26 protein-coding genes are annotated in these 25,821 nt (G+C 55.0%); 6 read left to right on the forward strand and 20 right to left on the reverse strand.

Features of this window, described 5'->3' with window-relative positions; all coding sequences use genetic code 11:
• Positions 1 to 28 precede the first annotated feature (28 nt).
• The 3 genes from DPRO_RS11995 (at position 29) to DPRO_RS12005 (ending at position 5,008) form a co-directional block, all read left to right on the forward strand.
• Complete coding sequence (locus DPRO_RS11995; protein ID WP_097012254.1) at positions 29 to 2,695, forward strand: valine--tRNA ligase; 2,667 nt, start codon at positions 29 to 31, stop codon at positions 2,693 to 2,695.
• 279 nt (positions 2,696 to 2,974) lie between these two features.
• Entirely contained in the window at positions 2,975 to 4,483 is a 1,509-nt protein-coding gene (cobA, locus tag DPRO_RS12000) for a uroporphyrinogen-III C-methyltransferase (RefSeq protein WP_097012255.1), read from the forward strand.
• 153 nt (positions 4,484 to 4,636) lie between these two features.
• On the forward strand, positions 4,637 to 5,008 hold the full coding sequence (locus DPRO_RS12005; RefSeq protein WP_157917463.1) for a hypothetical protein: 372 nt from the start codon (positions 4,637 to 4,639) through the stop codon (positions 5,006 to 5,008).
• Here DPRO_RS12005 and DPRO_RS12010 read toward each other — a convergent pair whose 3' ends face one another.
• Positions 5,009 to 5,698, reverse strand: coding sequence for a substrate-binding periplasmic protein (locus DPRO_RS12010; RefSeq protein WP_162291179.1), 690 nt, complete (start codon positions 5,696 to 5,698; stop codon positions 5,009 to 5,011).
• Positions 5,699 to 5,975: 277 nt separating this feature from the next.
• Here DPRO_RS12010 and purN point away from each other — a divergent pair, with 277 nt between their 5' ends.
• The 3 genes from purN (at position 5,976) to DPRO_RS12025 (ending at position 7,367) form a co-directional block, all read left to right on the forward strand.
• Complete coding sequence (gene purN, locus DPRO_RS12015; RefSeq protein ID WP_097012258.1) at positions 5,976 to 6,680, forward strand: phosphoribosylglycinamide formyltransferase; 705 nt, start codon at positions 5,976 to 5,978, stop codon at positions 6,678 to 6,680.
• Positions 6,681 to 6,784: 104 nt separating this feature from the next.
• Entirely contained in the window at positions 6,785 to 7,099 is a 315-nt protein-coding gene (locus DPRO_RS12020) for a DUF4389 domain-containing protein (RefSeq protein ID WP_097012259.1), read from the forward strand.
• 1 nt (position 7,100) lies between these two features.
• Complete coding sequence (locus tag DPRO_RS12025) at positions 7,101 to 7,367, forward strand: cysteine-rich small domain-containing protein (protein WP_097012260.1); 267 nt, start codon at positions 7,101 to 7,103, stop codon at positions 7,365 to 7,367.
• Between the two features lie 2 nt (positions 7,368 to 7,369).
• On the opposite strand, the gene DPRO_RS12030 is transcribed toward DPRO_RS12025, so the two are convergent.
• The 19 genes from DPRO_RS12030 to argJ all read right to left on the reverse strand — a co-directional run bounded on the left by DPRO_RS12030 (position 7,370) and on the right by argJ (position 25,691).
• On the reverse strand, positions 7,370 to 7,825 hold the full coding sequence (locus DPRO_RS12030) for a hypothetical protein (protein WP_097012261.1): 456 nt from the start codon (positions 7,823 to 7,825) through the stop codon (positions 7,370 to 7,372).
• Between the two features lie 5 nt (positions 7,826 to 7,830).
• On the reverse strand, positions 7,831 to 9,039 hold the full coding sequence (locus tag DPRO_RS12035; protein WP_097012262.1) for an HD-GYP domain-containing protein: 1,209 nt from the start codon (positions 9,037 to 9,039) through the stop codon (positions 7,831 to 7,833).
• A 12-nt stretch (positions 9,040 to 9,051) separates the two neighbouring features.
• The gene (locus tag DPRO_RS12040) at positions 9,052 to 9,750 is read right to left on the reverse strand and encodes a flagellar brake protein (protein WP_097012263.1); all 699 of its coding nucleotides are present in this window, start codon (positions 9,748 to 9,750) and stop codon (positions 9,052 to 9,054) included.
• A 124-nt stretch (positions 9,751 to 9,874) separates the two neighbouring features.
• Positions 9,875 to 10,432, reverse strand: coding sequence for an AmmeMemoRadiSam system protein A (gene amrA, locus DPRO_RS12045; RefSeq protein WP_097012264.1), 558 nt, complete (start codon positions 10,430 to 10,432; stop codon positions 9,875 to 9,877).
• A complete protein-coding gene (locus DPRO_RS12050) occupies positions 10,432 to 11,712 on the reverse strand; it encodes an MFS transporter (protein WP_097012265.1) in 1,281 nt (426 codons plus the stop codon). The genes amrA and DPRO_RS12050 overlap by 1 nt, the downstream gene beginning before the upstream one ends.
• Before the next feature lie 60 nt (positions 11,713 to 11,772).
• Positions 11,773 to 13,164, reverse strand: a complete 1,392-nt coding sequence (locus tag DPRO_RS12055) for a cobyrinate a,c-diamide synthase (protein ID WP_097012266.1) — start codon at positions 13,162 to 13,164, stop codon at positions 11,773 to 11,775.
• Positions 13,165 to 13,186: 22 nt separating this feature from the next.
• Positions 13,187 to 13,927 (reverse strand): hypothetical protein, encoded by a 741-nt coding sequence (locus DPRO_RS12060; RefSeq protein WP_097012267.1) that lies wholly within the window; start codon positions 13,925 to 13,927, stop codon positions 13,187 to 13,189.
• 85 nt (positions 13,928 to 14,012) lie between these two features.
• Positions 14,013 to 15,356 (reverse strand): Na+/H+ antiporter NhaA, encoded by a 1,344-nt coding sequence (gene nhaA / locus DPRO_RS12065; protein ID WP_097012268.1) that lies wholly within the window; start codon positions 15,354 to 15,356, stop codon positions 14,013 to 14,015.
• Positions 15,357 to 15,398: 42 nt separating this feature from the next.
• On the reverse strand, positions 15,399 to 17,969 hold the full coding sequence (locus tag DPRO_RS12070; protein ID WP_097012269.1) for an EAL domain-containing protein: 2,571 nt from the start codon (positions 17,967 to 17,969) through the stop codon (positions 15,399 to 15,401).
• Entirely contained in the window at positions 17,966 to 19,189 is a 1,224-nt protein-coding gene (locus tag DPRO_RS12075) for an ABC transporter substrate-binding protein (RefSeq protein WP_232005572.1), read from the reverse strand. The genes DPRO_RS12070 and DPRO_RS12075 overlap by 4 nt, the downstream gene beginning before the upstream one ends.
• A gap of 130 nt (positions 19,190 to 19,319) precedes the next feature.
• Positions 19,320 to 19,799 (reverse strand): metallophosphoesterase family protein, encoded by a 480-nt coding sequence (locus tag DPRO_RS12080; protein WP_097012271.1) that lies wholly within the window; start codon positions 19,797 to 19,799, stop codon positions 19,320 to 19,322.
• A gap of 11 nt (positions 19,800 to 19,810) precedes the next feature.
• Positions 19,811 to 20,620, reverse strand: coding sequence for an MlaA family lipoprotein (locus DPRO_RS12085; RefSeq protein ID WP_097012272.1), 810 nt, complete (start codon positions 20,618 to 20,620; stop codon positions 19,811 to 19,813).
• 8 nt (positions 20,621 to 20,628) lie between these two features.
• Positions 20,629 to 21,267 carry a Tgt2/MlaC family protein gene (locus DPRO_RS12090; protein WP_097012273.1) on the reverse strand — a complete coding sequence of 213 codons (639 nt, stop codon included), beginning with the start codon at positions 21,265 to 21,267 and terminating at the stop codon, positions 20,629 to 20,631.
• Between the two features lie 18 nt (positions 21,268 to 21,285).
• On the reverse strand, positions 21,286 to 21,738 hold the full coding sequence (mlaD, locus tag DPRO_RS12095) for an outer membrane lipid asymmetry maintenance protein MlaD (protein ID WP_097012274.1): 453 nt from the start codon (positions 21,736 to 21,738) through the stop codon (positions 21,286 to 21,288).
• The gene (locus tag DPRO_RS12100; protein WP_097012275.1) at positions 21,732 to 22,583 is read right to left on the reverse strand and encodes an ABC transporter ATP-binding protein; all 852 of its coding nucleotides are present in this window, start codon (positions 22,581 to 22,583) and stop codon (positions 21,732 to 21,734) included. The genes mlaD and DPRO_RS12100 overlap by 7 nt, the downstream gene beginning before the upstream one ends.
• 6 nt (positions 22,584 to 22,589) lie before the next feature.
• Positions 22,590 to 23,396 (reverse strand): MlaE family ABC transporter permease, encoded by an 807-nt coding sequence (locus DPRO_RS12105; protein WP_232005573.1) that lies wholly within the window; start codon positions 23,394 to 23,396, stop codon positions 22,590 to 22,592.
• Between the two features lie 209 nt (positions 23,397 to 23,605).
• Positions 23,606 to 24,214 carry an HD domain-containing protein gene (locus DPRO_RS12110; protein WP_097012276.1) on the reverse strand — a complete coding sequence of 203 codons (609 nt, stop codon included), beginning with the start codon at positions 24,212 to 24,214 and terminating at the stop codon, positions 23,606 to 23,608.
• Between the two features lie 89 nt (positions 24,215 to 24,303).
• Positions 24,304 to 24,501, reverse strand: a complete 198-nt coding sequence (gene dmpI / locus DPRO_RS12115) for a 4-oxalocrotonate tautomerase DmpI (protein ID WP_097012277.1) — start codon at positions 24,499 to 24,501, stop codon at positions 24,304 to 24,306.
• Positions 24,502 to 24,509: 8 nt separating this feature from the next.
• The gene (gene argJ, locus DPRO_RS12120; RefSeq protein WP_097012278.1) at positions 24,510 to 25,691 is read right to left on the reverse strand and encodes a bifunctional glutamate N-acetyltransferase/amino-acid acetyltransferase ArgJ; all 1,182 of its coding nucleotides are present in this window, start codon (positions 25,689 to 25,691) and stop codon (positions 24,510 to 24,512) included.
• Positions 25,692 to 25,821: the final 130 nt, after the last annotated feature.

The raw sequence follows: 25,821 nt of genomic DNA on the forward strand, positions 1-25,821 counted from the left end.
TTTTTGCCGTGATAAAGGAAGGAACAATATGGCTCGTAAAGAACTCGCCAAGGCATACGAACCTTGGGATGTCGAGGAAAAGTGGGAAACCCACTGGGAAGAAAACAAGACGTTCACCCCTGATCCGGAGGACGAGGGCGACGCCTATTCCATCGTCATCCCGCCGCCCAACGTCACCGGCGTGCTGCACATGGGCCACGCCTTGAACCTGACGCTGCAGGATATCCTGTGCCGATTCAACCGCCAGCAGGGCAAGAACGTCCTGTGGGTCCCCGGCACCGACCACGCAGGCATCGCCACCCAGAACGTGGTGGAGCGCCAGCTCAAGGAAGAAGGGCTGACCCGTGACGATCTCGGTCGCGAAAAATTTATCGAACGTGTGTGGGACTGGAAAAAGGAAAAGGGCGACCACATCCTCAGCCAGATCCGCCGCATGGGTGCTTCCGTTGACTGGACTCGTGAATGCTTCACCTTTGACGACCAGCGCGCCAAGGCTGTTCGCAAGGTCTTTGTCGAGCTGTTCGAGCAGGGGCTGATCTACAAGGGCGACTACATCATCAACTGGTGCAACCGTTGTCACACTGCACTGGCCGATGATGAGGTCGAACACGAAGCCAAGCCCGGTGCTCTGCATCACATCAAATATTCCCTGTCCGATGGTTCCGGCGATCTCATTGTTGCCACCACCCGGCCCGAGACCATGCTGGCCGATACCGCCATTGCCGTGAATCCCGAGGACGATCGTTTCAACCACCTCATTGGCAAGACCGCCATCCTGCCGCTGGTGGGTAAGGAACTGCCGATCATCGGTGACACCTACGTTGATATCGAGTTCGGAACCGGTTGCCTCAAGGTGACCCCGGCTCACGATATGAACGACTGGGAGCTGGGTCGCAAGCATGACCTCGAAGTCATTTCCATTCTGGATGAAGCCGGTATCGTCAATGAGAACGCACCGGAAAAGTACCAGGGCCTGACCGTCAAGGAAGCCCGCAAGGCTGTTATTGCCGATCTGGAGGCCGAGGGCCGGATGCTCGAAATCGCCGACCACGATCACTCCGTGGGCGTCTGCTATCGTTGCAAATCCACCATCGAGCCGCACGTTTCCACTCAGTGGTTCGTCTCCATGAAGCCGCTGGCCGAAAAGGCACGTGCCGCTGTTCCGTCCGAAACCCAGATTTATCCCGAGCACTGGACCAAGACCTACTACAACTGGCTGGATGAGATTCGCGACTGGTGTATCTCCCGACAGATCTGGTGGGGGCATCGCATCCCGGCCTGGACCTGTGAGGATTGCGGCGAGCTGATCGTTGCCATGGATGATCCCACCCAGTGCACCAAGTGCGGCTCCGCCAAGCTAATTCGCGACGAAGACGTGCTCGACACGTGGTTCTCGTCCGCTCTGTGGCCGTTCTCCACCCTTGGCTGGCCCGATGATACCAAGGAGCTGGAAAAGTACTATCCGACTTCCTGTCTCGTCACCGGCTTCGACATCCTGTTCTTCTGGGTCGCCCGCATGATGATGATGGGCCTGCAGTTCAAGGAGCAGGTGCCGTTCAACCACGTGTACATCCACGCACTGGTTCGCGACGAAATGGGCAAGAAGATGTCCAAGTCCACCGGTAACGTCATTGATCCGCTGGACATGATTCAGAAATACGGTGCCGACGCCCTGCGTTTCACCCTGACGAGCTTCGCTGCCATGGGCCGCGACATCAAGCTCTCCGAGCAGCGCATCGAAGGCTACAAGCACTTCATGAATAAAATCTGGAACGCCACCCGTTTCGCCATGATGAACCTGCCGGACGAGATTCCCGCAGTGGACGTCACCGAGGCCGAAGGGTTGGCCAACAAGTGGATTCTCCACCGGCTCGAAGAGGTCAAGAAGACCATTGCCGAGGCCACTGGCGAGTACAAGTTCAACGAGATCGCCCAGACACTCTACAAGTTCATCTGGTCCGAGTTCTGTGACTGGTATCTGGAAATGGTCAAGCCCGCCCTTTACGGCGAGGACGAAGCACAGAAAGCAGCCACCCAGAAGGTGCTGTGGACCGTGCTCTCCGAAACCATGATCATGCTGCACCCGGTCACTCCGTTCATCACGCAGGAAATCTGGACGTCACTGCCCCGACCTGCCGGTGATGATCGCAGCGACGATATCGCCACCCTGCTGTTCCCGGAAATGCGCGAGCAGTGCCTGAACAAGGATGTGGTCAAGGAAATGGAGCTCTTCATGGGCGTTGTTTCCGGCACTCGTAACATCCGAACCGAGCTGCTCATCGAACCCGCCAAGAAGCTCGACCTGCTTATCAAGACCGTCAATGATGAAGACAAGGCAGTGCTTGAGGCGAACGTCAACCTGATTCAGTCTCTGGCACGTGTCGACAATGTAACCATCGGTGCCGATGTCGAGGCTCCCAAGGCCTCTGGTGCCGCAGTTATTCAGGGGCATGAGCTGGCGGTTCCGCTGGAAGGCGTTGTGGACTTCGAGTCCGAACTGGCCCGTCTGGACAAAAATCTGAAAAAGCTTGAAAAGACCATGAAAGGTGTTTCAGGTAAGCTGTCCAACCCCGGCTTCGTCAACAATGCGCCCGAGGCCGTTGTCGAAAAGGAAAAGGGCAAGCTCGCTGAAATGGAAGAAGAAAAGAATAAACTGACCCAGCTCAAGGAACGCCTTGAGTCGGTCATGGGCTAATTGAAACAACCTGGGGAAATCACGCATTCGTGATTTCCTCGGATGCTCTTTCAAAACGCTTCGGCGCGCCGCCGGTTACGAAAGGGAAGAATAGACGCATCAAAGGCGGCGACTGTGCACGGCAAAAACGTGCATCCATATGGTGACTATAATATCGGCGCACCCGGTCCTGTTAAGACCGTATGACCACCAAGCGCCGCAACAAAAAGTTTTGGAGAGTCCGGAGAACTTTTTTCAAAAGGTTCTCCGGTCCCCGAAGGGCCGCCGGAGGCAATTCTTATGGCAAACGTATTCTTAGTTGGAGCTGGACCGGGCGATCCGGGCATGTTGACCCTTCGTGCGAAGGAGATCATCGAGACCTGTGACATCATGATTTACGACTATCTGGCCAACGCCGAATTCCTGAAATGGTGCAAGCCGGAGTGTGAAATCCTGTATGTCGGCAAGAAAGGTGGCGATCACACCCTGCCCCAGGACAAGATCAATGACCTGATCGTCGAGAAATCCCGCTCGGGCAAGGTTGTCTGCCGACTCAAAGGTGGCGACCCGTACGTCTTCGGGCGTGGCGGCGAAGAAGGCGAAGAGCTGGTGGAAGCCGGTATCGATTTTGAAGTGGTGCCGGGCATCACCGCCGGTGTGGCAGCGCCTGCCTATGCCGGTATTCCGGTCACCCACCGCGACCACACCACCTCCGTCTGCTTCATCACCGGACACGAAGACCCGACCAAGGGTGAATCCGGTCACAACTGGGAAGTATACGGCAAGTCCACCTCCACCCTCGTTTTCTACATGGGTGTCGGCAATCTTCCGATGATCGCCGAGAACCTCATGAAAAATGGCCGTGCGGCTGATACGCCGGTGGCACTGGTCCGCTGGGGTACGCGCTGCAACCAGACCTCGTTTGTCTCCACACTGGAGAACGTGGCCCGCGAAGCCGAAGAGCGTAAGTGGAAGGCTCCGTCCATCATCATCGTTGGCGGTGTCTGCTCCCTGCACGACAAGCTGGCATGGTTCGAGAAGAAGCCCATGCTCGGCCAGGGCGTTGTTGTAACCCGCGCCCGGGAACAGGCCAGCGGGCTGGTCAATATCCTGAGCGGTCACGGCGCCTGCGTACATGAGTTTCCCACCATTTCCGTGGAACACCTCGATGACTACAACGAAGTGGAAACCGCCATTCTGCAACTGGCTCGTTACCAGTGGGTCGTTTTCACCTCGGTCAACGGTGTGAAATTCTTCTGGGAACAGCTGAATGCCATCGGTCTGGATTCCCGTATCCTGGGTGGCATTCAAGTTGCCGCCATCGGCCCCGCCACTGCGGATGCTTTGAAGGACAGGGGGATCAACCCGGATTTCGTACCCGAGAAGTACGTTGCCGAACACGTTGTCGAAGGCTTGTTGAAGCTGGGCATTCAGGGACAGGATGTTCTCATCCCCCGCGCAAAGGTTGCACGTGAAGTGTTGCCCGAAGAGCTGAAAAAAGCCGGTTGCAATGTCACGGTTCTTCCCGTGTACGAGACCAAACTGGCCGAAAGCTCCGGCGACGACATTGTGGCTGCCCTTGATAACGGCGACATCCAGTATGTGACGTTCACCTCTTCCTCTACGGTCGAGAACTTCTTTGAGCTGGTGAAGCCGGAAGTCTTCAAGCAGTACCCGGACGTGAAGATCGCATCCATCGGTCCCATCACCACCAAGACGGTTGAACGCTTCGGATTTACGCCCAACCTTGAGCCGGAAGATTATACCATTCCCGGCCTTGTTGATGTGCTCTTGAGCGACGCCGACTAGTCGAAACATCTTGCTATTACATTGAAAGGCCATCCTGTTTATCAGGGTGGCCTTTTTCTATATATTACTGGATTTGTGCGATAAAACGTGTATATTTTTTATAGCCATTGTCCGTTGATCCAGAGTTGAGGAAAGGTAATACAGGTAGTAGCCGTGTCTATTGAGTATAATTGTACAATCGTTGATGGGTATGTCCTGGTGACTGCGTCAGGAACTTCCGAAGAAGCAAGTGAAATGTTGCATTTCATTGATGCTGCCATGGAAGAGTGTCGGCTTAACGATGCCCAAATGATGATGTTTGATTTGCGGGAATTGTTCTACGGCCGAGAATATGGCGGGACATATGATCTTGCGGTGCAATGCATCAAGCGCATGAACAGGGAACGTCCTCTCAGGGTGGCTCTGCTGGTCCGGCCTGAAAGAATGGAGTATGCGCGTGTGTATGAAACCATCGGCGTCAGCCATGGGGCACGCATCAAGGCGTTTGAACGACCGACCCTGGCGATTGTCTGGCTTAAGTCCTAGCTACATACTGTACTTGGAAAGAATGGTGGTTTGCTGGCCGCTGTTTTTGATCGAATCCAGTGCCTTCTGGAGGCGTCTTACGACATCCCTGTCCATATCTTTGTTTGCAGCAAAATAGAGTGTGGTGTCGAGAAAGGGGTGGACCACTTCATATTCATCCGCGTTATGCCCCATGCTTTCCAGGCTGTGAAAGAATGCGGCCTCATTGACAAGGAGCAGGTCAATACGTCCCTTCAGGAGTTTTCTGATATTCAGATCGATGGAGTGGACACTGTGGATCTTGTTTTGTGCAACGCCCATGGAAACAAGCATTTGTTCTGCGGCACTGTCCCGGATGGTTCCAACAATATATTTTTCGGTCACTTGATCAATACTTTGGAAAGTTATCTTTGATGCTTTCCTTGCGATGAAGCTGGCCTTCAACGTCTGAATGGGGCCAATCCATTGGACCAGCGCTTCGCGCTCCACTGTTCGTGCCATGGGAAACAATATGGCGTTTCGATTGACCTGGACTTCTTCATATCCCCTGGCCCAGGGCCAAAAGCGAATACTTTCAACCGGGCAGTCTATCTGCGCCTGTTGCGTCATCTTTTCAAACAGCTCGACAGCCACTCCCATGGGGCGTCCCTTACTTGTGTAGCAGTATGGGGGATTTTCTTCTGCCATGGCCAGGAGTGTCTGTGCCTGCACAGGTGAAGCCCACCCAAAGAGGAATATGAACAGTAGTAGTAAGCAGTGTTTATTTATATACATAGTGGTTTTAAATAGATTTTTCACCATTCAATTTCCTATCACATTTTCAGGGAAGTGCAAGTGCGGGGTGGTAGGAGTAATAATTTGAATGGAATCCGTATTCTCTCCTTGAAAAAAATACCGGTTTACGACAACTACCACCGGAGCGACGTATTGTTGCGTTCCATCGATGTCCAATCACTGTCTGGTTTGAAACAGGGTTCAAGGAGTGTACATGTCTTTGCCTATCGCCGTTCTCGTTTCCGGCAGCGGGTCCAACCTGCAATCCATCATCGACCGCATCGAGGTGGGAGCGCTTGATGCTGAAATCAAGCTTGTCATCTCCAATAAGGCCAATGCCTACGGCATTCAGCGGGCAAAGAAGTACGGACTGCCTTACAAGGTGTTGCTTCACAATGATTTTCGCTCTCGTGAAGATTTTGACCAGGCCATGGTGGATGCTATCCACGCGGCCGGTATCGGTGAGGACGGGTTGGTCGTCATGGCCGGTTTCATGCGCATCGTCACCACGACATTCCTGTCGCCATTCGAGGGGCGAGTCATCAACATCCACCCCGCGTTGCTGCCGAGTTTTCCCGGCGTGAACGGGCAGGCCGACGCAGCGGACTACGGCGTCAAGATCGCCGGATGCACCGTCCATTTTGTCGATGAGCAGATGGACCACGGTCCTGTTATCATCCAGGCCGCCGTGCCATGTCAGGCCGGTGAGGATGGCGACGCTCTCGAACCTCGTATCCTCAAGATGGAACACAGAATTTTCCCGCAGGCCATTCAGTGGTTTGCCGAGCGGCGTCTGAAGATCGTGGGCCGTCACGTGGAGTTGGCTGTTTCCGGTCGTCCGGCAGCGAACCAGCCCATGGCAGCGATCGATCCGCCGGTTCACGCCCTGGTCTGGCCTCCCCTTGAAGAAGGGTTTTAGGTCGTTTTTCCAATCCTTCCGAGGGATGTAGTCGAAACCGGTTCAACAAAGACCGGTTTCGCGCTATGGTTGTCCCTCAACCATACAGAAAAAGGAGTTCGTTCATGAGTGCCAGTCGACCTACCACAGCTGATCGCGGAGCCATCCTCAAGCGCCTGTTGATCACCTTGGTCTGCATGATATTTTTTGAGGTGACGGCCCTTTTGGTGCAGTTGACCGTGATCTTTCAATACGGCTATCTGCTGATCGCCAAGAAACGGAGTGAACCGTTACGTCAGTTTTCCAATACACTGGCGCAGTTCGGCTACCGTTTGATGCGTTACAACACGCTCAATGAAAACAAGCGTCCGTTCCCGTTCAACCGGTTCCCGGAAGAGAGTGAGTGCGAGCCGCCCGAAAAACAGGTCCTGTTCAAGTAAGATGCAAAGTAGCTATCGATTTTTTTGTAATCAGGATTGCCAGTACTTTCCCTGTCACAAGACGGAAAAGCCTGATGAGTTCAACTGCCTGTTCTGCTTTTGTCCGCTGTACTTTTTTGATGATTGCGGAGGGCGTTTTACGGTGCTCGAATCCGGGGTCAAGGATTGCACCAATTGCCTTCTTCCACATCACCCGAAAGGGTATGATCACATCCTGAAGAAACTCAGGAAGCGTTTTGATGCCATTCGTGAGGGAAGCGACGGGTAGGATCAGCTCGGGCTGTTCCCGGTCTTCAACGGGGAGTGCGTCATATAGTGCTCGAATTCCCGCGTCAGCCGTGTTTGTTCTTTGGACATGACCCGTGCCTGCGCCTCCATATCCAGGTCCGTGTTCTGAAACCGACACAGGGAAATGAAGACGTTCTTGATTCTGGCGAGTTCCGCAGGTTTGTGCTTTTTCCAGTAGTAATACGCTAGAATCTTTGCGGCGTTTTTGACGTGTTCCTTGGAGTAGGGAAGCCGCCGTTCATCCAGCAAGGATGTGTTGTCTTCGTCTTCCACCAGCGGCAGGACCGCAAGAATGACTTTTTTGGAGCGGTCCAGCGAGTCGGGACTGATGCGATAAACGACCTGCTTTTTGCGGGACTGAAGATACTTGATCAGATAGAGGATGGCGGTCAGGGTGAGGATGCCGGCCCATATTTCAAAGTCTAATACGTCGGACATGAACGTTATCTCTTGCGTGTCAGGTATGGTTTAAGGTTGATCCGATAGACTGCCGGATCGGCGCATTCCACAATTTCAAGACGATTCGTACTGTCGCTGTGACGGACAGCAAGATCAACCAGCTTCGATGGGATCGGATGCATGTCCGGATCAAGGATGATCTTGACCTTCGGCTGAAGCGGTTGGGCCGGGTTGGCCTCATAAACAATGGCGTAGTAACCGGAGTTGAGCTTGACCAGACTGCCCGAGGGGAAAATACCCAGGCATTTGATAAAGCTTTGCACTTCGACTGTGTCGAAATCTTGATCGCGCATTCCGTACATTATGGCAAGTGCCTTGTTGGGCAACATGGCGTCTTTGTACGATCTGTCACTTGTCAGGGCGTCATACACGTCGGCCAGGCTGATGATTCGCGCCAGGGCGGATGTGTTGTTGCGTGTCAGGTGTCCCGGGTAGCCACTGCCATTGAATTTTTCATGGTGATCGTGCACGGCTTCCATGATGGGAATCGGGATGTCACCCTGTTTGTGGAGTATTTCGTATCCATATCCCGGGTGCCGTTTTATCTCCTCGAATTCGGCGTGACTCAATCGGCCCCGTTTGTTGATGATCCGCTCAGACACCACGGTCTTGCCGAGGTCGTGGAACATTCCGGCCATTCCGAGATCAAGCAGTTCGTTCCGTCCCAGCCCCAGATATTCACCGAATACAACAGCGATGGCAGACACATTGATGGAGTGCGTGTAGGTGTACTCATCAAAGTGCGACAGCTTGGAGAGGCATAGCAGGGTATCTGGATTTTGAATTGCGGAGTCGACGATCTGATCGACTGTCTCCACTGATGATTCGTAGTCCACTTTCCGTCCGAGCTTGGCATCGTGAATGATGCGGTGGGCGTGGGTCATGGCCTTGTCATAGGCTTTCTGGGCTTCTTCGATGGCAGACTCGAATGGGACCCGCTTTTTTTGCTTCGGATCAACCGTGGACCGCTTGAGCATGGTGTCGAGGCGCTTTTCCAGAGGCTCTTCGCCAGGAATTTTCACTTCGATGAATGCCTGCTCATAACCAGCTTCTCGAATACGTTCGACCTGCTCCTTTGATCGAATGAGGCCGGGCTTGGTATACAGCCCCGGCAGGTGTTCCCATAAGTCGCTCGCCATCTTGACAATTGTCATGCCTGGCTTGAGCTGGTCTATGGTAACTTTCTTGATCATGGGCAGCAGATGTTAGTTTGTGTGTCGGGACAGCTTGTCTAAATACTTCTGAATGGCGTTCGTTTCCTTGTCGGTAATGTCCAGAAACATGCAGCCGAGGGATATGATGCCTTTTTCCTGTTGAATATTCTTTACCGCCACGGCCACCTTCAATTCGCCCAGGCTGCCGAGATTCATTGTCGCGATCAGGGCGTCGTCAACTTTGGTATTGCGCAATACGCCCCGTGTGTCGACTCGCGCTGACACTCTGCACCCGGTTTCACTGACATTGACAACCATGCATTCAATCTCTTCTTCCGTGGTGTGAATGGTGCCGTCAATGCTGCATTGTGAGCGAGGCGTGCGCCGCAGAGGAAGCTTTTCTATGATGTCCGGGTAGTCAAAGAAGATGAGAGGAGCCGGCTTGGAGATGGCGTTGTGCACGTGCGCCTTGAAACCATAGATGGTGCCCTGATTGACGTACTTGATTACGACCTCTCCTCCGAACTTGAGTTCCTTGCGGAGGGAGGATGGCAGGCGGACCTTGGCTATGATGTAATCATAGGGATCAAGGCCGATGATGGTGCCACGGTAACTGTGTTCGTAGCCCGGAATGCGAAGGATGACTTCCTTGCCCGGGGGGATGTCCAGTTTGACACCGGGAATCCGGGTGACTTTGGTGTCGTTTGGAACCGAGGCGGTGTTGCCTGCTGAAGAGGTATCAGATGTCATTATCTTTCCTGCTGTCCGATGGATTGCTGTCGTTTTCTGTATAGCGCTGTCTAATACAGATTGGCTTATTTTATAGTAGCGAACAGCGAAGTCTCTGTCGACTGGTAAGTCATGCTCTCTCTTTTTAGAAAACCACGGCCTCAAACCAAAGGATGGTTGTACCCGGCTCCTTCCATGCATCGGGATCCAGTCCGGCCTTGAGACAGGTCTGGGAGAGGAATGTTTCCCGGTCCCATCCCCATTCCACAGGGACTTGTGGCAGGAGCAGGCCCGAGCGTCCGTCGCGGGACATGATCAATCCATGACGGCCGACTTCCACCTTTTCTGGGTCCGGGCAGACATCAATGGGGCTCAGAATGGAGATTTCGTACTCCAGCGCATCCACATCGTGCTCGTTGACCGCAGGGAATCGCGGGTCATGAAAGGCTGCCTGCTGGGCCATGTCCCATACCGTGCGGAACAGTTCGCCACTGCCCTGCACATTGCCGATGCAGCCACGCAGGTTGCCGCCCATCTTCAGGGTGACAAAAGCGCCCAGCTGTTCCCGAAGCTTGTCCGTGGGCGGTTCCGGCGGGCCGAAAGGACCGTCTGACGGATTGATCCCGAAAGCAACGGACTGGGTCACCAGTTTCTTGAGGTAGTCTTTTTCTTCCTGTGTCAGGGAGAAGACGAAATCAGACATTATAACTCCTTGTTTTTGGCTGCGGGAACAAAAAACATGCCCGCAAGCCCCAGTCCGAACAAAGCGATGATTGCTGATATGCCCACGCGCTGACTACCGGAGGCGAAGGTCAGCCAGCCCACGAGCAGTGGCCCGAGAAAGGATGTCAGTTTGCCGGACAGGGCGAACAGCCCGAACATCTCTCCGCGCAGTTCGGCTGGTGCGACCCGGGCCAGGTATGATCGGCTCGAAGCCTGTACCGGCCCCACAAATATACCCACTGCCAGTCCGAAAATCCAGAATAGCGTGAGAGATTCCACCAGCAGGATGAGCACGCCGCATCCGGTCAGCCCTGTGAGCGAGACCAGAATGGTTTTTCGCGGGCCGACCTTGTCATCCATCCAGGCAAAAGCAGCAGCACCAAGTCCGGCTGTCACATTAAGCCCTATGCCGAAGATGATGACCTCGCTGGAGGTCATGCCGAATGTTCCGGCAGCATATATGCCGCCAAAAGCGAACATGGTGGTCAGCCCGTCATTGTACAGCATGCGCGCCAGTAGGAATATGGCGATGTCCTTGTAGTTTCTAACTTCCCGTACGGATCGCCTGATCTGGCCCAGCCCCTGCGACAGGGCGGTTCTGAGGGGGACACCTGTGCCTGGTGCATCCGAGGTGAACAGGAAGAGGGGAATGCAGAAGAGGAGGTACCACAAGGCTGTCAGGGGCATGATCGCACGGATGTGCGCGGCCTGTTCACGGGGAACATTGAACCATGCGCCTTGCTCTACAAAGCCGTACAGCGCAATCAACAGGAGCACCAGCCCACCGGCGTAACCCAGTCCCCATCCCCATCCTGACCAGCGTCCGACACTTTTATCGTCCGCTAATCGAGGGAGCATGGCATTGTAGAATATCATGGCGTACTCGCTGCCCAGCGTGCCGATTCCGGCCAGTATCAGTGCAAGGGGGATAAAGGATGCGTCGGGCCGGACAAACCAGAGCAGGGCCGTAGCCGTGATACATAGGGCGGTGAAGGTACCCAGCCATGGTTTGTGCCTTCCGGTGCGGTCGGCCACAGCACCGAGTAGCGGACCGCCGATGCCGATGATCAGACCGGCAGCACTCATCATGTTGCCCCACAGTGCCGTGCCGATTGCTTCGTCTTGTGCTACGGCCTGGGTGAAGTAGGCCGCAAACACAAATGTCTGCACCAGGGCGGCGAACCCTGAATTGGCCCAGTCATAGAGCGCCCAGGACCACAACCCCTTGAGATTGCGCTTTGTATGGTGCGAGGAGGACATGGTGGCATCCTACTGGATGCCGCGCCGTGTGCCAACGAATCTTTTGCTGAAGAGAGGTGGTCAGTCGCCCAGTGCTTCGCGACATGCCTGAACAAAGTGCTCGGCAATGCTTGGGTGACTGGCGAAGTGAAGGTGAACGTAGGAGCCGAGGGTGTTCGCATGAATGAACCCTTCGGGATTCGGAAGGGCGCCCTTGCGTCCCGACATGGCGTAGATGGTCGGTGTGGTGGAAATGTCAGCGTCAGCCTGGATGGTGGAGTAATGGAACTCATGGCCCCTGATGGTGGCTCCAGCCGGGCCGAGCAGGGACGAATTCCTTGTCTGCACTTCGCGATATCCCAGCGCCCGGAACCGCTCGCCCATTTCTGCCCGGAAGGGGAAGACGCCGGACATGGCATATCGGCCACGGCTGGTGATGATGTCTTCCATCAAATACATGAAGCCGCCACACTCGGCATACACGGGCTTGCCTGATTCACAGAAATCCCTGATCTCGCGCCGGAGTTTGTTGTTCTGGCCCAGCTCGAAGGCATACAATTCCGGGTAGCCGCCGCCTAGATATAGACCGTCCAGCGCATCAGGCAGACGGTGGTCATCGATGGGAGAAAACTCCACCAGTCGCGCTCCGGCTTCCCGCAGCAGGCGCAGATTTTCTTCGTAGTAGAAACAAAAGGCAGCATCCTTGGCCACGCCAATGGAGATCGTCGGCACTGTCGGCACAGGCTCAAAGGGGGCCACGGCGTCCACATCGGGCAAGGCGCTCAGGAGCGTGTCCATGTCCAGCCCGGATTCGACCCAGTCGGCCAGCCGTTCATAGCGATCAAGCCCATCCTCATCGCTTTCCGTGGTGACCAGACCGAGGTGGCGTGACGGAGTGGTGATGTCCTCGTCACGTTTGAGACAGCCGAGCACGGGGACATCGGGCAGTATGGTCATGGCTTCGGTGAGCAGTTCGGCGTGGTTATCGCTGCCGACGCGGTTGAAAATGATGCCGGCAATGGTCACGTCCGGGTCAAAGGAGGCATATCCCGAGACCAGTGCGGCTGCGGATCGGGCCATGGAGCGGGCATCAACCACGAGGATGACCGGCAGGCCGAGTATCTTCGCCATCTGGGCCGTGGAACCTGCGTCGTGAGTCCCGGAGATGCCATCGAACAGGCCCATGACACCTTCCACCACGGCCACGTCGCAGCGGGATGCGTATCTATTGAAAATATCGACATTGGTGGCGGCATCGAGCATCCATCCATCGAGGTTGTGGCTCGGCACCGGGGTCTCTCCCGCACCACACGCCATGGCGTGGTGACCCGGATCAATGAAGTCGGGGCCGCACTTGAACGGCTGGACATGGATGCCTCGTCGGGCAAGAGATGCCATAACCCCAAGCGATACGGACGTCTTGCCGCAGCCGCTGTGTGTTCCCGCTATGACGAATCCCTTGATAGTGCTCATGAAGTCCCCTTGAAAGACGAAATTATACCAGCCCCTTCTTGGTCAGGAATGTGAGCATCTTTTTCCCCTCGGGATGCTCTGGATTGAGGGCGAGGCACTTGATGACCGCCTCACTGCTCTCCTTCCATTTCTCGCGTTCAAACTGGGCGCGGGCGAGATTGAACCAGAGATTCTCGTCATCGTTGGAAATCTCGATGGCTCGTTTGTAGTAATCCACAGCCTGACCCGTGAGTTTCTTTTTGCGCAGGGCTATGCCGTATTCATTGAACAGGTGCTTGTGTTCGTCGGCAAAGGCGGAGTCCAGGTTGATGATACGGTCGAAAACCTTCTTGGCGCGATCCACTTCGTCGCGCGCCAGCAGGCACAGTCCGATGCCGAAATTGGCACGGACATTCTGCTCGTCCAGATTGAGTGCATTGGCGTATTCGTATTCAGCGGTGAAGGTTTCGTTGCGCTTGCGGAATTTGTCGCCACGGGCGACCGATTTCTGCACCTTGCGGATGTTGCTGATGACTTCATTGTAAAGCTGCGGCATGGGGAGGTAGTCATTGAGCAATTCGTCCAGAGTGATTTCCTCAATATGGCCGGATGGGACTTTCTTGTTGTTCAGTCCCTGCAACTCCACGGTGGTATCGTTGACCTGGCGAGCGTAATAGATGGCCGTCTGTTTGACACGGCGGGCGGTGGTGCCAGTGCCGATTTTTGCCATGCGTTCAATGGAAAAAACGCCTTCGATATATCCGTCGTCTGTGGTTTTGTTCATGTGTGCAGCGTGTTGTTAGGTTGTTTTTATCAAATCTCCGAATACGATACACTGCTTTTGCGGCGCTGAGAAGCCTCATGACCCCCTATTCCCCATTTGGAAGCGGTTCGGAACGCAGGACCATATACCCGGCCAGTCCTGCCAGGGCCGATGCCCCGAGAATGGCTGTTTTGGCCGCATTGAGCATCTCGGGCGAATCGCTGAATGCGAGGGCTGCAATGAACAGCGACATGGTGAATCCGATACCCGCCAGCAGTCCGGCTCCGACGAATTGACGGATATTCATGCCCCCGGGCCAGCCTCCGGATGTCTTGACCAGAATCCATACGGAAACTGTGATTCCGAGCGGCTTGCCAAGGACCAATCCAAACAGTGTCCCCAGTGCGACCTGACTTGCCATCAGAGCCGCGAAGTCTCCGCCGAGCACCACACCTGCGTTGGCCAGCGCGAAGACGGGCATGATCAGGTAGTCGGCCACTGGGTGCAGGGTGTGTTCCAGACGTTGCAAGGGCGTTTGCGCCCGCACCGCCACATGCTGCATGGCGAGCAGGGTGGAATTCATGGTCGGATTGGTCAGAACCGATTTTCCCGGTTCGGCTGCCTTGCTGTACTCACGGAGAATGGCTGTGGCATTGAACTGAAACGCGTCAGAATCGCAAGTGGTTCGCCCTGGAATAGTGAAGGCCATAAGTACGCCTGCCACTGTGGAGTGAACACCGGATTTGAGCACGGCAAGCCATAGCAGAGCGCCGACAATGGCATAGAAAAGCGGGGCTCGAATACCCAGCCTGTTGCCGATAAAGGCGATGAACAGGAGCCCCATGGCGATCAGCAGCATGTTCATGGCAATCCCTGACGAGTAGAACATGGCGATGACCAGTACCGCGCCGATGTCATCGACAATGGCGACAGCGGTCAGAAAAATTTTCAGCTGATAGGGAATGCGGTCCCCGAGCAGGGCGAGAATGCCAAGGGCGAAGGCAATATCCGTGGCCATGGGGATTCCCCAACCATGGGTGCCTGGTCCACCTATGTTGATCAGTGCATAAATGACTGCCGGGGCGACCATGCCGCCGATGGCAGCGAAGATCGGCAACACTGCCTGCCGCTGGGTTGAAAGTTCTCCGACCATGAACTCGCGTTTGATCTCCAGGCCGACCACAAAAAAGAAAATGGCCATAAGGCCATCATTAACCCACAGAAGCAGTGGTTTGGACAGGGTATACTCGCCGTAACCGACGGTGAAGTGCGTTTCCCAAACAGCGATATAGTGCGCTCCCCATGGCGAGTTGGCCCAGATAAGGGCTGCGAGGGCGCTGATGATAAGCAGGATGCCACCGGTCGTCTTGGAACGGAAAAAGTCCTGGAAAGGTTGGAGAACCTGATCAATGGGTTCGAGGCCGCAGGATATGATGTTTCTGAGTGCCATTCGAAGCTCCGGGTGGACGGGCTGCGCCCGTGTTCAAAATTACTACATGCTTGCTTTGACGAGAAGCGACGTCGCCTCTTCTACTGATAGAGGCTTGTAGAATAGAAAACCTTGGACGTATCGGCAACCTTCGCTTTCCAGAAAGATGAGTTGCTTGGGTGTTTCCACCCCTTCGGCTACGATTTTGAGTCCCAATGACTCGCCAAGGGAAAAAACGGTGCGCACAATTGCCTGACTATCCAGGTTGTCCTCGACGTCAGAAATGAAGGAACGATCCACTTTGACCACATCAATGGGGAATCGTTGGAGATAGGAAAGAGAAGAGTAGCCGGTGCCAAAATCATCGATACATACATGTATGCCTAAATTCTTGAGCTGCTTGAGGATGTCTTCGGCGATGGACGGATTGTCCATGAGTGCGCTTTCGGTGATCTCAAGGTTCAGGTGTTCCGGGGCCATGGACGAGTCTTCCAGTGCCCGTTTTACTTGACCGGGAAGCATGGACTGGCCGAAGTGTTTTCCGGATACGTTGATGTTGAGGGTGAGAGGGCCTGATAGCATCGTGCCGAAGCGGTTTTGCCATTCCGTTATTTGCAGGCAGGCATTGCGAAGAACCAGACTGTCGATGGCGTAGATGAGGCCGGTATCCTCGGCCAGCGGGATGAACTGATCCGGGCTGATCATCCCGTGTTTCGGGTGACGCCATCTGACCAGTGCCTCGAACCCGCACACCTCCCTGGTCTCCAGGCAGATGATGGGTTGGTACACCACCTCGAACTCGTTGAGGTCCACGGCACGTCGCAGGTCAGTTTCCAGCGCCATGAGCATGAGCGCCTGATCGTGCATCTTCTGGTTGAAGACCTTGAAGCGTGACTTGCCAAGCTCCTTGGCGCGGTACATGGCAGTATCGGCATCACGCAGGAGCGCTTCAGGGCGTTCATATCCGTCCGTTTTGAGAACGATGCCCATGGAGGCCGAGGTGAAGACCTCGTGTCCCTGAATATGGAAGGGTTGGCGAACGCCGTCGAGAATGCGGCGGGCAATGGTGATGGCATCGCGTGGGGCCGTGATTTCCTCCAGAAGTATGGCGAATTCATCCCCGCCGAAGCGGGCGACCGTATCAGTCTCGCGAGCACAGGTTTCCAGAATGCGTGCCACGTTGCGCAGCAGTTCATCGCCGGTATCATGTCCCAGGGAGTCGTTGATGACCTTGAATCGGTCGAGGTCCATGTAGATGACGGCGAAGAGATGCTTGCGGCGTTTGGCTCGGGCCATGGCCATGTGCAGATGATCCAGAAACAGGGCGCGGTTGGGCAACCCGGTCAGCGAATCGTGGAACGCCTGCCGCTTGAGCTGGTCCTCCGCCTTTTTGCGCAGGGTGATGTCCTCCACCGACCCTTCGTAGTACAAAACGCTCCCATCGGTATCACGGATTAGGCGTGTGTTTTCGGATATCCAGATGATGCGGCCATCCTTGCGCCGTATCTTGGAAACAAAGCTGATGACCTCGTCATTATCCTGTATATGTTCAAGAAATGTCGTGCGCCTTTTAGGGTCCACGTACATTTGGGTGCCGATATCGTAGATGGCTCCCATGAGATCCTCGGGTGAGCTGTAGCCGAGAATGCGGGCCATGGCCGGGTTGGCGCTCAGGAAGCGACCGCTTGGCGACGTCTGGTAAATTCCTTCTACAGCGTTTTCAAAGATCGAGCGGTACTTCTTTTCGGTCTTGCGGAGGGCCTCGCCAATGACTTTGCGTTCGGCTATCTCGATTTTCAACTGGGTATTGGCCCGGATGAGCTCGCTGGTGCGTTCTTCGACCGTGTCCTTGAGGGCGTCGCGGGCTTCTTCCAACTGACTGGTTTTTTCTTTGACCCGTTGTTCCAGATTCGTCACCAGTTCGGCTATGTGCATGGCCATGGATTGCATGGCTGTGGCCAACTGCCCGACTTCATCCTTGGACTTGATGACCGGAACATCGGAAAAATCCTTGTTCGCCACGCGCCTGGCGTAATCAGCCAGTTCTCCCAGCGGTCGTGACAGGTTATGGAAAAAGAGAAAGGCGAGGATGGTACTGGCGCCGAACAGCGTCAGGGTCAGGAGTTGCTGCTCCATGACTGATTCCCGGATATTCTGCTCGATCACCTTGGAATCCATACCGATATGAACGTACCCTCCCAGCCCGGAAAGGATAGGGCGGGCGACATGCAGATTGGGCCCGTCGTTAAACGTCACATCACGGAGAAGGTGCTCGTCGCCGCTGAGCAGTTTGGCTGTGTCATTGCTTAACTGCTGTATGAATTCGGGGACCTGTGGCGTGAATGTGTGAGCGATAACCTCACCGGCGTCATCGGTGACCACGACGTAGGAAACTCCGGCTATGTCCTGGTACTGGGCGATTCGGGCCTGTACGCTGCCGGCATCCAATTGGAGGATGCTTTCGATATCGGATTCAGCGACACTGCTTGCCAGTGCCAGCGCCTTGGACTCGTACTCCCGCGTCATTTCCCTTTTGAGGCGTGTGGTAAACATGAATGACGTGACCACAGCCAGGACTCCGAAGAGAAGGAACATGAACAGGAGCGGCTTCAGAAAGAGTTTGGGTGCCTTCATTTGCGCCACCTCGTCCAGTCCGTTATGGGACGGAAAACTCCATCAATGACGGTCGTGTAGAAAACCGTATCAAGCCCTTGTCTGCCCTTGCTGAAATCAACCGGATACCCAATGCCGAGATCAAAGTTGCTGATGGATTCGATTACTTCCGGGATGCGGGCCGGAGTGGGATTGTCTCCCATTCGGCGGAGCATTTCCACAAGCACAACTCCATTGAGATATCCTTCAAAACTCACATAACTGAATCGGCGAGGCACATATTGATCATCATCGCCAGACCACCCCTTGTAGTTGTCCATCAGGGATCGATAGAGGCGGACTCCGGGCAGGCTGGTGTCTTCATAGCACGGCACCACCTGGGAGTTGATCAACTTGCTCGTGTAATCCCTTCCGTTCTTTCGGCCTGCCTCATGCAACAGTTCAAGCATTTTGTCACTGTTGGCAAAGGAGAGCCCTGCAACGGGGATGGTCTCCCCGAGATCACGCAGATCACGGATGAGCGCCCCCTGGGAGGCGTAGGTCCCGATGCAGATGATGGCGTCAGGATCTTTCTCCATGAGCAATCGGGCTTCCCACGAAAAGTCATGAGAGAATGATTCCCCTCGTTTGTAGGCGGCCTCGCTGACAATGTTCAGGCCGTGGCGCCTCAAGGCACGTCTGACCCCATCCCATCCGGTGCGGCCATAGGCGTCGTTCTGGTAAAAGACGGCGATTCGCTTTCGTCCGACACTGACCAGATTGTCCACAAGTCCGGCTGTCTCATCGAAATAGGAGGCACGTAGATTATACACGAACTGGCCGAAAGGCGGAGTCCGATGCGGTTGTGCGCCGGTTAGCGGGAAGAGCAGAAAAACATCATCATCAACAAACCGCTGGAGCAGGGGAAGAATGTGGTTGGTTGTTGGTGTCCCAACGTAGCTGAACAGCGCAAAAACATCATCTTTGATGAATTGCAGGGTGTTTTGAAAACAGGGAGCCGGATTGTAGCCGTCGTTGGCAGGAACTACCCGTATGGTTCGGCCGTGAACTCCGCCATTGGCGTTGACATGATCGAAATAGGCCATGAATCCACGGTAAAACTCGATTCCCATCTCCCCGTTGGCACCGGTAAAGGCAGCGGACATGCCAAATACCAGCTCCTTGTCCGGCTTCGCGTGTCCGGTGTGGGCTGGTAGAAGAAAGGAGATCGATAAGAGGATGAACAACCATAGTTTTGACACAGAAATACAATGCCATTCCTCAAATAAAAAAGCAATTGTTCATACAGAATTTTTGATCAACCGCGTGAAAAAGCAGAGATCAATTTCGGTGAAAGAGGACGGTGATAAAAGAAGAGGAAGGGCGTGGAGGTCAGGATGCGTCGATGAATTCGCAGTCCATGGCCCCATCGTCGGAGATGGTAACGATGGCGAGAGAGCGGGATTCTCCGAGCGAGCCGGGGTTCAGCAACTGAACGCCCTCAATGACGGACCAGTCCTGGGCATGTGTGTGACCGTAGCAGACCAGATCGTATTCCGGCCCGAATGCCTGGGCTACCTTGACGGGAACCTGGGATCGCGGACCCCAGCCGTGGGTTGCGGCAATGGTCAACGGGCCAACCTGTGCCGTGAGCATCGGGTCTAGCTGTTCCACCAGTCGAGGCTCCCAGTCGCAGTTTCCACGCACACATAGGAAGCGGTCATGCTGCATGAAAAAGGACCATGTATCGAAAGTGGTGATATCGCCACAGTGAACCAGCACGTCCGCAGGGGCGAGCCACTGGTTGTAGACCCGCTCGAGCCATGGCTCGGGGGAGTGGAGGTGCGTGTCGGAAATAACGGCTAACCGCATGTCGGCAGGACTTATTCCTCGACCTTCTTGGCTCGGAATCGGATGTATGCGTCACGAACTGCGGCGTATTTGTCTACAGCGCCTTCGGTCATGACTTCGTATTCGTTACCGGTGAGCTGCAAGGAAAGCGAGTTCAGGTTTTTGTATGCGCGAATGGCTCCGAACTCGATGAGTGAGAGTTCGCCATAGGTGAGTGGGTCGAGGTAGGAATCACCAAGCCAACCGACACTGTCACGGATGGATGACGGGCCGATGAACGGCCATACAAGGTAGGCGCCATGCCCAAAACCCCATTTGCCGAGGGTTTGCCCAAGACCGTCGGCCGTCGGTTTTTCCGGCAGCCAGTTGCGCTTCATGGTCGAGGTAAAGTCGCCGAAACCGAGGAAACCCCAGGTCGTGTTGGCGATGAACATGGATGTTTCCATGTAAGCCGCGTCAAACTTGCCCTGCAATACGTTGTTCACGAAGCGAACAGGGTAGAGCATGTTGGTGAAGAAGTTGCGAACCCAGCGTCTGGGCTGCGCAGGGACCACCCAGGCGTATCCGGTGGCTACGGGCTTGAAAACATTATGGTACATGAAGTCGTTGAAGTAGAACATGGCGTAGTTGAAACCGTAAAAGGGATCAGCAACCATGTGTTTTTCATCTTCTTCATATTCACCGTCGAAAAGGTCTTCGCCATAGAGGTCGCCCTCGCCTGTGTCAGTCAGGGCCACAACGGGCGCATCTGCCGGCAGGGTCGTATCTGCGATAGCCGCAGTCGAGATGCCGAAGCACAGGAGAAGAGCGAGAACGGAGCTGAGTATCAGACGGTGTTTCATGGCAATAACTATTCGGGTGCGACGACTGTTTCGGTCGTGTCACCGCTATCCAGTTTAGTGATTCGTTCGCGTATGAGTCGCAGCAGCTCCTCGGGGGAGCCGTCGTTGAGGACTTGCGCAAATTGGGTGCGGTAGTTGGACACCATGCTCACACCCTCGGCAACAACGTCGTAAATCATCCACTGCTGCCCATTGTCCCGCAGTCTGAATTCAATACTGATCGTTTTATCCTTGTCAATGATTTCCGTGAAGACCTTGGCCTTCCGCCCCTGGATTATTTCCTTGACGTAATTGACTTTCTGCCCGCCGTAAGCCGGGATTCGCTGGAGGTAGGTCCGTTGCAGCAGGTTCACGAACGCCTCGGTCAGGTCGTCCTGCATCTGCTTGGACATCTTGAGCCACGGCTTGCCGATGGAGTACATGGTGGCAAGGCGGAAATCGACATATTGTTCGGCCGTGGCGCGAAGAGATTCCAGGGCCTGCTCTTTGTTGGCATCATCCTGCATGGCCGGATCAGACAACTTCTCGATGAGCTTGTCCGCGCCTTCCTTGACCTGATCCATCGGTGAGATGGCAGGTGCCGCAGTTCCGGCTGTTGCCAACAGGAGTATGAACAGCAGTGCTATGGTGAGTGAACGTATACGCATATTTTTCAATCCTGATTCCTATTTGGTCACATCTCCGAAAGCGAACTTGCTGATAAGGTCTTCCATATCGAGCGCCGGATTGGTGTCGAACAGCGTGTCGCCATGTCCAATCGGTTCGCCCAGTCCGCCCGGAGTTATTTTGAGATACTTGTCGCCGATGAGTCCGTTTGTTTTGACGGACACAATGGCGTCATCCGTCAGTTCGACGCTCTTGTCAATGAGCATGTGCACATTGGCGACGCCGTTTTCCTGATCCAGACCTATTGTCTCGACAGTGCCGATCTTGACGCCGTACATCTGGACGGGAGCATGGACTTTCAAGCCTGAAATATCAGTGAAATTTGCTTCTACTGTATAGTAATTGTCGCCGAAAATGCGCACATTACCGAGCTTGAAGCTCATGTACGAGACGGCGAGAAGGCCTACCAGGACGAAGACGCCCACTGCGGTTTCCTTTTTCAATTTCAACATGTTCTATCCTTTGGAGCTGAATCTTTTTCACCCATGATGCTGTCACAGTTGCGTTTGAGCACATCCTGGCTCAATGGTGGCAGCGTCAGTCTGGGGGCACTGCGTTCGGGTGCGGCCCGATCGAGAAAACTGCGTAGGTACGGATCTTCCGTTTTCTTCAGGGTTTCGATGTCGCCCTGGAAGAGCGCGCGTTGTTCGCCAAGGACGACCACATGATCCGCAAGGTTGCGCATGCTCGGGAGGTCATGGGTGACAACGATCATGGTCATGTCGAAGTTGCACATCATATCCAGAAGGAGGTGGTCCAACTCGGCAGACATGACCGGATCAAGGCCGGAGGTCGGTTCATCACAAAAGAGAACCTGGGGGTCCATGACCAGCGCACGAGCCAGTCCGGCCCGTTTGCGCATGCCGCCGGAAAGTTCATTGGGGAAGAGTTCCATGGCGTGGCCCAGGCCGACCATGGTCAGGCGGTCTTCGACAATGCGCATGATCTGCTTTTCACTGAGGCGGGTGTGTTCCCGCAGGGGCAGGGCCATGTTGTCCTTGACCCGGAGTGAACCGAGCAGTGCGCCATCCTGAAAGAGGACGCCGGTGCGCTGGCGGATGCAATGACGCTCGTTGCGCGTGAGATCGCTGATGTCATGCCCGCCAATGAAAATTTTTCCTCCGAGCGGTGGCTGGAGATTGAGGATGTGGCGCAGCAATGTGGATTTGCCCGAGCCTGAACCGCCGACAATCATACTCAGCTTGTTGCCGGGGAATTCGAGATCGAGGTCCTTGGCGATGACCTTTTCGCCGTACCCTATGGCGAGCTTTTCTGTGCGTATGCTTGGAGCGCTCATATCAACCTACCACAGGAGCGACGTCAACACGTAGTCCGCCGCAAGAATGATGACACAGGATTTGACCACCGCGTTGGTGGTGGACTGGCTCACGCCTTCAGGACCGGCATGGCCGGATCGGGTGTGGGTCCAGTAGCCCTCAAAACAGCATATGGTACAGACCAGTACGCCGAAAACAATCGACTTGATGAAGCCGCCTTCGATGTCGGCCCAGTTGAGCGATGTTTGCAGGCTGGACCAGTAGACACCTTCGTTGGCTTCGAGGAGTTTGACGCCGGTAAGCCAGCCGCCCCACATGGCGATGAGGTTGAAGAAGGCGGTGAGGATGGGAAAGCTGATGAGGCAGGCAACCAACTTGGGCGCAACCAGATAGCGCATGGGGTTGATGTCCATGATGGTCAGCGCGTCGATCTGTTCGGAAATGCGCATGACACCGATTTCAGCGGTCATGGCTGATCCGGCCCGGCCCGTGAGCATGATGGCGGTCAGCACTGGGGCCAGCTCTCGGACCATGGCCAGCGCGACACTGGTGCCGAGGAAGCCGTCTGCTCCAAACGTGGAGAGCGCATAATACAACTGCATGCCCATGACCATGCCCGTGAACAGGCCGATGAGGGCGATGACGGTCACCGACTGGACACCAATGAAGTATATCTGGCGAACGGACTTCGCAAACTGCCCCATGCCGGCGAAAATCAGCACGACCGCTTCCAGCAGGAAGAGGGTCATTCCACCGATTTCGTCCACCACTTTCCAGAACATGCTGGCGGGCAGTGCAAGGCTGAGAGAGCTTTTTTGTGCTTTTTCCGTCACGGTTAACCTGTGTTGTGGTTTAAATAGATGCGCTATCAACTATTATCATCAATTGAATAATACAGTTGTTTGAACGGGTTGAGAAAAGTAACCCATAATTTGCAGCTGGCAACGACTACGATGTACCCAAAAAAGAATGAAACGACAAGTGTTGTGCTGGGTAATCTATCGTTTTACTGTTTTTTTTCGGGGCTTTTCTATTAGGTCCGCTACTTCTTCTTGCCGTTTTTTCGGGTCCACCATGCCGGGTCGGGTCCGAGAAACCACCAATCCTTATGATCAGTCTTTACAATCGTTTCAGCAATTTCCTGTCCCCATTCGGTGCGGACGCGCTGCACGGCAATCTTCAACCATTCCCCGGCATACTTGTTCCCCATGTCCAATTCTTCTTTGAGAATGAGGATAAAATCAAGTTGATCAGCGTCCTGAGCCAGTTTGGCTTCAAGGGTGGCGGTTTCTTCCAGCTCTTCCCAGTAGCTGAGGATTTCCTCTTCCATTCCTGTGCCGCCCGTGGCGTGTTTCAATGCCATGGTCCGATCGGAATTGTTGTAGATGCGATTGACGTAGTTGAAATCGCCGGTCCGCGCTTCGTGCAGATCATGGAAAAGGCACATGTATGTCGTGCGGGCCACATCCGCTCCGGCCATCAGGGCCAGCACATGGCCGATGACCGCGGTGCGGAACGAGTGCTCGGCAACGTTCTCGCTGCCGGACCCGAGAAATTGATACCCCGTGCGGGGCGTCTTGCGAAGCATGCCGCACTCATTCAGAAAATCTACGATTCTGGTCGTTCTATCCCGACCTTTCATGTCCGCCATTATCTTCTCCGGTCCATTCGTCTTCTGCCGAAACGATGTGATTTCGATGTTATTACAGGGCAACCGGTCAGTTGTCGGTTGCCCTGCTGTTATTTGTCGGGAAAGCGTTCGGAACACAGCTCTCCGGCTGCCCCCCAGTTTTCCTTGGGAACTTCGTCGATGATGACGGTGACGGCTTCCGGGGGACAATCGAGAATGCGTACGGCCTCCCGGGTCATTGTCTCCACCAGGTCCCGCTTCTTTTCTTTGGGCAAACCGGCCCAGGTCTCAACACGAAGTATTGGCATGAAGCCTCCTAGCTGCGGTAGTCCGCATTGATGGCAACGTATTCCTTGGTCAGGTCCGAGGCAAGGAGCATGCTGCTGCCGGAACCTTCGCCAATATCAAGGTGGATGACGATATCCCGTTCGGCCATGATCGGGGCAAGCAGGTCGTCCATGTCGCCGGGTTCGGGGGTGCCGTTGCGGAACACGAGAATGCCGCCGATTTTGAGGACAAGGTCTTCGGCATTGAAATTCGCCCCGGAATAACCGGCAGCGCAAACGATGCGCCCCCAGTTGGGATCGGAGCCGAACAGCGCGGTCTTGACCAGCGGGGAGTTGCCCACGGCACGGGCCACCAGTTCGGCGTCGTGGTCGGTCTTGGCACCGGACACCTGGATGAACGCGACTTTGGTGCCTCCCTCGGCATCCATGACGATCTTGTAGGCCAAATCCTCCAGAATCGTCAGCAGGTGCTTGCGCAGGAGGATGTACTCTTCCTCGGTCTCAATGGCTACACCGGAGGCACCGTTGGCAAGGGCCATGACGCAATCGTTGGTGGAGGTGTCGCCGTCCACGGTGACGCGGTTGATGGTCAGGTTCACGCAATCGGTCAGCATGGTCTGCCACGCTTCGGTGGAGATATCCGCATCGCAGACGATGAACGAGAGCATGGTCGCCATGTTGGGCGAAATCATGCCTGCTCCCTTGCAGATGCCGAGAAGGCGGACTTCATTTCCGTCAATCTCAAAGGAGGTCTCGGCAATCTTGTGCACCGTGTCAGTGGTCATGATCGCCTTGGCGGTTTCTTCCGGGCCGACTTCGCCCAGAGAAGATGCCAGGGCGGGCATGGCCGCTTCCCATTTGGCCAGGTCGAACTGGGCACCGATGACGCCGGTGGAAGCCGGGAGCAATTCATCGGCAGGAACGCCAAGTGCCTTGGCTGCCAGATTGAGGGTTTCCCGACAATTAGCTCGGCCTTGGTCGCCGGTGCATGCGTTGGCCTGCCCGGAGTTCATCAGAAAGCCGGACATCTTGCGGCCGTCCGCCAGCATCTCCTGGCACTGAAGAACCGGTGCGGCCTTAAATTTGTTGGTGGTGAATACGCCGGCGGCAATGGCCGGGGTGTCGCTGACAATGGCCCCGAGATCGAGTTTGCCTTCATATTTGAAAGACGCCTTGGTTGCGGCGAAACGGTATCCTTTAGGTATATGCATGCAATAAGCTCCGTAACTGGTTGCTGTTTCTCAGGCCTTTTGCTGTACCTCAGAGTTGCGCCGGTGAAAAGGGGGAAGAATGGGGATCATATGATTGCCTGTTTCGATCCCCCTTGCGTTTCCGGCATGG

Origin of the sequence: Pseudodesulfovibrio profundus (assembly GCF_900217235.1) — a bacterium.
GTDB lineage: Bacteria > Desulfobacterota > Desulfovibrionia > Desulfovibrionales > Desulfovibrionaceae > Pseudodesulfovibrio > Pseudodesulfovibrio profundus.

Coding starts and splice junctions, on each gene's coding strand:
- DPRO_RS12110 (WP_097012276.1), bottom strand. CDS start 24,214: ATGGCGGACATGAAAGGTCGGGATAGAACGACCAGAATCGTAGATTTT.
- DPRO_RS12070 (WP_097012269.1), bottom strand. CDS start 17,969: ATGAAGGCACCCAAACTCTTTCTGAAGCCGCTCCTGTTCATGTTCCTT.
- DPRO_RS12090 (WP_097012273.1), bottom strand. CDS start 21,267: ATGCGTATACGTTCACTCACCATAGCACTGCTGTTCATACTCCTGTTG.
- DPRO_RS11995 (WP_097012254.1), top strand. CDS start 29: ATGGCTCGTAAAGAACTCGCCAAGGCATACGAACCTTGGGATGTCGAG.
- DPRO_RS12085 (WP_097012272.1), bottom strand. CDS start 20,620: ATGAAACACCGTCTGATACTCAGCTCCGTTCTCGCTCTTCTCCTGTGC.
- DPRO_RS12030 (WP_097012261.1), bottom strand. CDS start 7,825: ATGTCCGACGTATTAGACTTTGAAATATGGGCCGGCATCCTCACCCTG.
- cobA (WP_097012255.1), top strand. CDS start 2,975: ATGGCAAACGTATTCTTAGTTGGAGCTGGACCGGGCGATCCGGGCATG.
- DPRO_RS12080 (WP_097012271.1), bottom strand. CDS start 19,799: ATGCGGTTAGCCGTTATTTCCGACACGCACCTCCACTCCCCCGAGCCA.
- DPRO_RS12035 (WP_097012262.1), bottom strand. CDS start 9,039: ATGATCAAGAAAGTTACCATAGACCAGCTCAAGCCAGGCATGACAATT.
- DPRO_RS12050 (WP_097012265.1), bottom strand. CDS start 11,712: ATGTCCTCCTCGCACCATACAAAGCGCAATCTCAAGGGGTTGTGGTCC.
- mlaD (WP_097012274.1), bottom strand. CDS start 21,738: ATGTTGAAATTGAAAAAGGAAACCGCAGTGGGCGTCTTCGTCCTGGTA.
- DPRO_RS12040 (WP_097012263.1), bottom strand. CDS start 9,750: ATGACATCTGATACCTCTTCAGCAGGCAACACCGCCTCGGTTCCAAAC.
- nhaA (WP_097012268.1), bottom strand. CDS start 15,356: ATGGCACTCAGAAACATCATATCCTGCGGCCTCGAACCCATTGATCAG.
- purN (WP_097012258.1), top strand. CDS start 5,976: ATGTCTTTGCCTATCGCCGTTCTCGTTTCCGGCAGCGGGTCCAACCTG.
- dmpI (WP_097012277.1), bottom strand. CDS start 24,501: ATGCCAATACTTCGTGTTGAGACCTGGGCCGGTTTGCCCAAAGAAAAG.
- DPRO_RS12055 (WP_097012266.1), bottom strand. CDS start 13,164: ATGAGCACTATCAAGGGATTCGTCATAGCGGGAACACACAGCGGCTGC.
- DPRO_RS12060 (WP_097012267.1), bottom strand. CDS start 13,927: ATGAACAAAACCACAGACGACGGATATATCGAAGGCGTTTTTTCCATT.
- argJ (WP_097012278.1), bottom strand. CDS start 25,691: ATGCATATACCTAAAGGATACCGTTTCGCCGCAACCAAGGCGTCTTTC.
- DPRO_RS12020 (WP_097012259.1), top strand. CDS start 6,785: ATGAGTGCCAGTCGACCTACCACAGCTGATCGCGGAGCCATCCTCAAG.
- amrA (WP_097012264.1), bottom strand. CDS start 10,432: ATGTCTGATTTCGTCTTCTCCCTGACACAGGAAGAAAAAGACTACCTC.
- DPRO_RS12025 (WP_097012260.1), top strand. CDS start 7,101: ATGCAAAGTAGCTATCGATTTTTTTGTAATCAGGATTGCCAGTACTTT.
- DPRO_RS12100 (WP_097012275.1), bottom strand. CDS start 22,583: ATGAGCGCTCCAAGCATACGCACAGAAAAGCTCGCCATAGGGTACGGC.